The following is a 4,505-nucleotide window of genomic DNA, read 5'->3' as shown; positions in this document are numbered from 1 at the left end:
GTGGTGCTGGGCCTGACCGACGGCGAGCGCGCGCAATTGGTCGCGGCGGTGAGCAGCGGCGAGGCGGTCGAGCTGCTGCGCGACGCGGGGCGGGCGGTCGGCGGCGGCGCGGGCGGCAGCGGGCCGCTGGCGAACGCGGGCGGACGGCGCGTCGAGGGCCTGGACCAGGCATTGGAGCTGGCGCGGGCGGTATGCCACCGGGTGCTCGGGGGTAATTGATCGGGCATGACCGGATATGGGCGTGATTACCAGCCGCGCAGCGGCGACGGATCGATCGCCGCCGAGGACGACTCCTTGCTGCGGGAGCCGCACGACGACGTGATCGACGATCCCGACCTCGAGCAGCTCCCCGGCTACAACCCGAATCCGGAGACCCTGGAGGGGGATCTTCCGGACGAAGAGCAGGACGTAGACGACATCGAGTGATCAGCGGAGCGCGGGCAGCAGCTCGCGCTCCGCCATCTCGAGGAAGGCGCGCTGGCTGTCGGCGCCGATCTGCACCACGGCGACGTGCGTGAAGCCCGCGTCGAAGTACTTGCGCACCGCTTCGGCGTGCTTGCCGACGTCGGGACCGCAGGTGACCTCCTGAGCGACCTGGTCGATGGTCGCCGACTTGGTGGCCGACGCGAACGAGCGCGGTCCGGGCAGTTCGGCGTTGACCGGCCAGCCGAGGCCCGACCACCGGAACTGGTCGTACGCGATCTTCCGGCACGCGTCCTCGTCCGGCCCCCAGCAGATCGGGACCTGACCGTACTTCGGCTTGCCGGGCCCGGCCGCGGAGTCGAAGGCGGTCACCAGCTCGGGCCTCGGCTCGGTGGCGACCAGGACGTCGGCGTACCGGGCGGCGAGGTCGATCGAGTCCGGCCCGGAGACCGCGACGCCGATCGGCACCGGCAGCTCGGGCACGTCCCACAGCTGCGCCTCGGGAACCTCGAAATAGTTCCCCGAATAGTGCAGTACGCCGCCCGACAGCAACGCGTGGATGATCTCCAGCGCCTCCTCGAACATGGCGTGCCGTTCGATGACGTGCGGCCAGGCGCCCACGACGTGCTCGTTGAGGTTCTCCCCCGCGCCCAGCCCGAGAATGAAGCGGCCCTGAGACAGCAGCGAGACCGTCGCGGCCTTCTGCGCCACCACCGCCGGGTGATAGCGCCGGATCGGGCAGGTCACATAGGACATCAACCCCATCCGGTCGGTGGCGTACGCGGCCGCCCCCAGAACCGCCCAGGCGTACGGGGAATGCCCCTGTTCGGACAGCCAGGGGTAGTAGTGGTCGGAGCAGACGGCGTAGTCGAAACCGGCCCGCTCGGCGGCCACCGCGTCGTCGACGAGTTGGCGGGGCGGGCTCTGCTCGCCCATCAAGGTGTATCCGATCTCCGGCATGACCGGCTGTTACCCCGCTCCCCGCCGGTCACGCTCAGGGTCGGAGGATCAACCGGATCGGGTTGCCCTCCTTCTTCTGGAGGCGCTCCACGGCCTGCTCCGCCTGCGCGAGCGGCAGGACGTCGCTGATCGACCGCGCGAAGTCGATCCGGTGCAGCCGGACCAGGTCGACCAGTTGGCGTACGTGCTCGTCGGTGGAGCCGTAGTGGCCGAGGATCTGCTGCCCGAGATAGCTGAACCGGGTGCCGTCGCTGATCGTCAGCGGCTTGTCGGTCAGCCCGACGAGGGTCAGCCGGCCGTCCTTGCCGAGGCACTTGGCGGCCTGCTCGCGTACCGGCGGCACGCCCGCGAAGTCGAACGCGCGGGCGAGTCCCGCCCCGCCGGTGGCCGTCCCGACCTGCATACGGAGATCGGGATCGCCCGGGTCGAGGGCGAGGTCCGCACCGAACTCCACGGCTCGTTCCCGGGCGGGGGCGAGCGGATCGAAGGCGATGATCGGGGCCGCGCCGATCAGCCGCAGCAACTGGACGGCGTGCGCACCCAGTCCGCCGACACCCCACACGCCGACTGGAACCGCCGGCGGCGTCTGCGCGGTCGTAGTGATCGCCGCCCAAGGGGTCGACACGGCGTCCGGAATGATCGAGGCCTCTTCGAACGAGAGGTCGTCGGGGATCGCGACCAGCGTGGACTCGGTCGCCAGGGCGTACTCGGCCCAGCCGCCGTCGTAGTCGACGCCACGCGTCCAGACCTGGCCGCCACGCTCCTCCCCGGCCTGGAGCAGCACTCGCCGGCCGGGTTCCCAGGCGGTCACGCCCGGGCCGGGCTCGGCGACCACCCCGGCCACCTCATGGCCCAGGGTGACGACCCCGCCCGGCAGGTAGAGCGGCGTCAGGCTGCCCTCGATGAGGTGCACGTCGGACAGGCACACGCCGGCCGCCTGAACCTTGACCAGCACCTCGCCCGGTCCCGGTTTCGGCGTCGGCACGTCCTCCACCGTGAACTTGCGCGACTTCACGTCCAGCCGTCCGGCCAGCATCGCCCCACCCCGCCTCGGTTCGTCGGACCTACCGCCAGCCTAGGCACAATCGGCGACGGCCTCGGCCCAATCGGCTGGTCAGATGCCGGGGCCGCCGTAATCGCTGCCGTACCCGGCGTGCTGCGCCGTCGTATCGCTGCCGCCCTGGCCCTTCCCCCGGATCGTCCCCTTGCCGCGCTTGCTGCGGTCCTTGGCCAGACCCTTCAAGGCGGCCTGGGCGTCGGTCGTCTGCGCCGCGCGACGGCGGCGAGCGACGACCGCCCAGCCCGCCAGCGCGGCGACCACGGCCGCGCCGGCGATCAGCAGCCACATCATGGCATCGAGGGTAATCGTCGTCACCGTCCAAAGCGACGGTTGTTCCACCACCGCTTCCCTCGCTCGTAGGCGGCCACCACGACGACTATGCCGCCGAGGAGTGGATCGTGTCCGGCCTTCAGATCCTTGACGATCGCGTCGGAACCGCGGGCGGTCGAGGTGCGTACCTCGCTCTGGTGCTGGCGCTCGTCCGCCAGCGTGATCCGGATGTCCTGGCGCTCGGGGGCGCCGTGGTCGAGGCCGTCCCAGCCGTCCTCGTCGTTGCGGTTCGGGCGGCAGGTACAGGCCGACGGGTCGCGGCCGGGCAAGGCGGTCGGGCCGTGAACCGGGCACGAACCGTTGTTGTTGTGGACCAGGACCGGCGTGGCCCCGGCGATGACGTAATAGGTGTGGACTTCGGCGACCGTGAGGTCGCGCATGTCCGCCAGGCCGGTCCAGGTCTTGACCGCCACGACGATCTGCGTGGTACGCCCGGCGACGTCCCGCAGGCGATCCTGCGGCTTCAGGGCCGACGCGTCGACCCAGTCGTTCGCGGTCACGCTCCAGAACGGGTGGTGCTGCGTCGTGTGCACCGTGGACGTCTTGCCGGTCTTCGTGTCCCGCAGGACGACGTCGGCCAGGTCCGAGTCCTTGTTCTTGTGCAGCAGAGTCACTTCGCGGGCGGTGTTCTCGCCGGTGGCCGGGTCGGTGGCGAGCACCTTGTCGCCGACCTTCACGTCCTTGATGGCTCTGGTCGATCCGTCGGCCATCACGACCCGCGTACCGGGTTGGAAGCTATGGCAGGCGCTGCCCGCCCGACCGCCGGCCGCGCCGGTGACCGCTCCGATGCCGCCGGAGATCGCGACGCCGGTCCAGTTCACCCGGCCCGTCGTGGCCAGCTGCGAGGCGGTGTCGCTGACCGCGCCGCCGGCGAACCCGGCGACCATCCGGCCGCCGACCTTGGCCGCGAAGCCGCCCATGGCCCCGGCGACCTTGCCCGCCACCAGTCCGCCGACACCGCCGGTGACCACGCCGATGCCGCCTTGGAGGGCGCCTTGTCCCAGTGAGCCGAGGGCGTCCTTGAAGCCGTGGATGTTGCCCTGTGCGGCGTCCTTGCCGAGGTTGATCAACGCGGCCGCCCCGATGGCACAGGCGGCGGCTCCGACCCCGGCGGTCACCGCGGTACAGGCGATGCCCGCGGCGACCCCGGCGACGATCGCGCCGATCTGGATCAGGGTGTCCTTATGCTCCTTCACCCATTTCGCGGTTGCGTGATAGGCGTCCTTGACCTTGTTGGCCGCTGCTTTGACGGTCTTGGTGACCTTGGCGACGATCCGCGAACCGGCCTGCTTGATCCGGTGGTACGCGTTCTTGACCTTGCTCTTGATGTGGTTGATCGTCTTGGCCACCGCGTGCTTCACCCGGTGGTACGTGTGTTTGACCCAGTTGACGGCCTTCTTGTACTTCTTCTTGACGTAGTGGACCGCCCGATGGACCGTGTGTTTGATCGCTCGAGTCACCCGGTGCACGGCCTTGCGGATCTTGTGCACCGCCTTCTTGACGTGGTGCACGACCTTCTTCGCGACGTGGGTCGCCGCGTGCCAGGTCGATCGCGCGTAATAGGAGGCGTAGCTCCAGGCCGAGGAGTGGGTGACCTTGTGCACCACCTTCTTGACGGCCTTCTTCACCGCCTTGAACGGGTTCCAGCCCCAGTGGCCGGTGGAGTCGGTGGTCTGGAGCGGGTTGCCGTCGCCGTACTGGTAGTGGTTGGCGTCGATGGAGTCCGGGACCG

6 protein-coding genes are annotated in these 4,505 nt (G+C 70.0%); 2 read left to right on the top strand and 4 right to left on the bottom strand.

The annotated features are described in order from the left end of the window. Both AB0M47_RS42195 and AB0M47_RS42190 read left to right on the top strand, forming a co-directional pair. On the top strand, positions 1-219 hold a 219-nt coding region (locus tag AB0M47_RS42195), incomplete at its 5' end, for a hypothetical protein (RefSeq protein WP_363424532.1). 6 nt (positions 220-225) lie between these two features. Continuing rightward, a complete protein-coding gene (locus tag AB0M47_RS42190) occupies positions 226-426 on the top strand; it encodes a hypothetical protein (RefSeq protein WP_363424530.1) in 201 nt (66 codons plus the stop codon). Here the strand turns inward: AB0M47_RS42190 and AB0M47_RS42185 are convergent, their stop codons facing one another. The 4 genes from AB0M47_RS42185 to AB0M47_RS42170 all read right to left on the bottom strand — a co-directional run. Continuing rightward, a complete protein-coding gene (locus AB0M47_RS42185) occupies positions 427-1,383 on the bottom strand; it encodes a TIGR03557 family F420-dependent LLM class oxidoreductase (RefSeq protein WP_363424527.1) in 957 nt (318 codons plus the stop codon). A 34-nt stretch (positions 1,384-1,417) separates the two neighbouring features. Beyond that, positions 1,418-2,419: a zinc-binding dehydrogenase gene (locus AB0M47_RS42180; RefSeq protein WP_363424525.1), complete on the bottom strand. Its 1,002-nt coding sequence runs from the start codon at positions 2,417-2,419 to the stop codon at positions 1,418-1,420. A 78-nt stretch (positions 2,420-2,497) separates the two neighbouring features. Beyond that, positions 2,498-2,734, bottom strand: a complete 237-nt coding sequence (locus AB0M47_RS42175; protein ID WP_363424522.1) for a hypothetical protein — start codon at positions 2,732-2,734, stop codon at positions 2,498-2,500. Positions 2,735-2,754: 20 nt separating this feature from the next. After that, positions 2,755-4,505: polymorphic toxin-type HINT domain-containing protein (locus AB0M47_RS42170; protein ID WP_363424519.1), on the bottom strand; the 1,751-nt coding region annotated here is incomplete at its 5' end.

The organism is Hamadaea sp. NPDC051192, from assembly GCF_040682475.1.
Taxonomy (GTDB): Bacteria; Actinomycetota; Actinomycetes; order Mycobacteriales; family Micromonosporaceae; genus Hamadaea; species Hamadaea flava.
The sequence above is the reverse complement of the archived record's forward strand: the minus strand, read 5'-3'. Positions and strand labels throughout refer to the sequence as shown.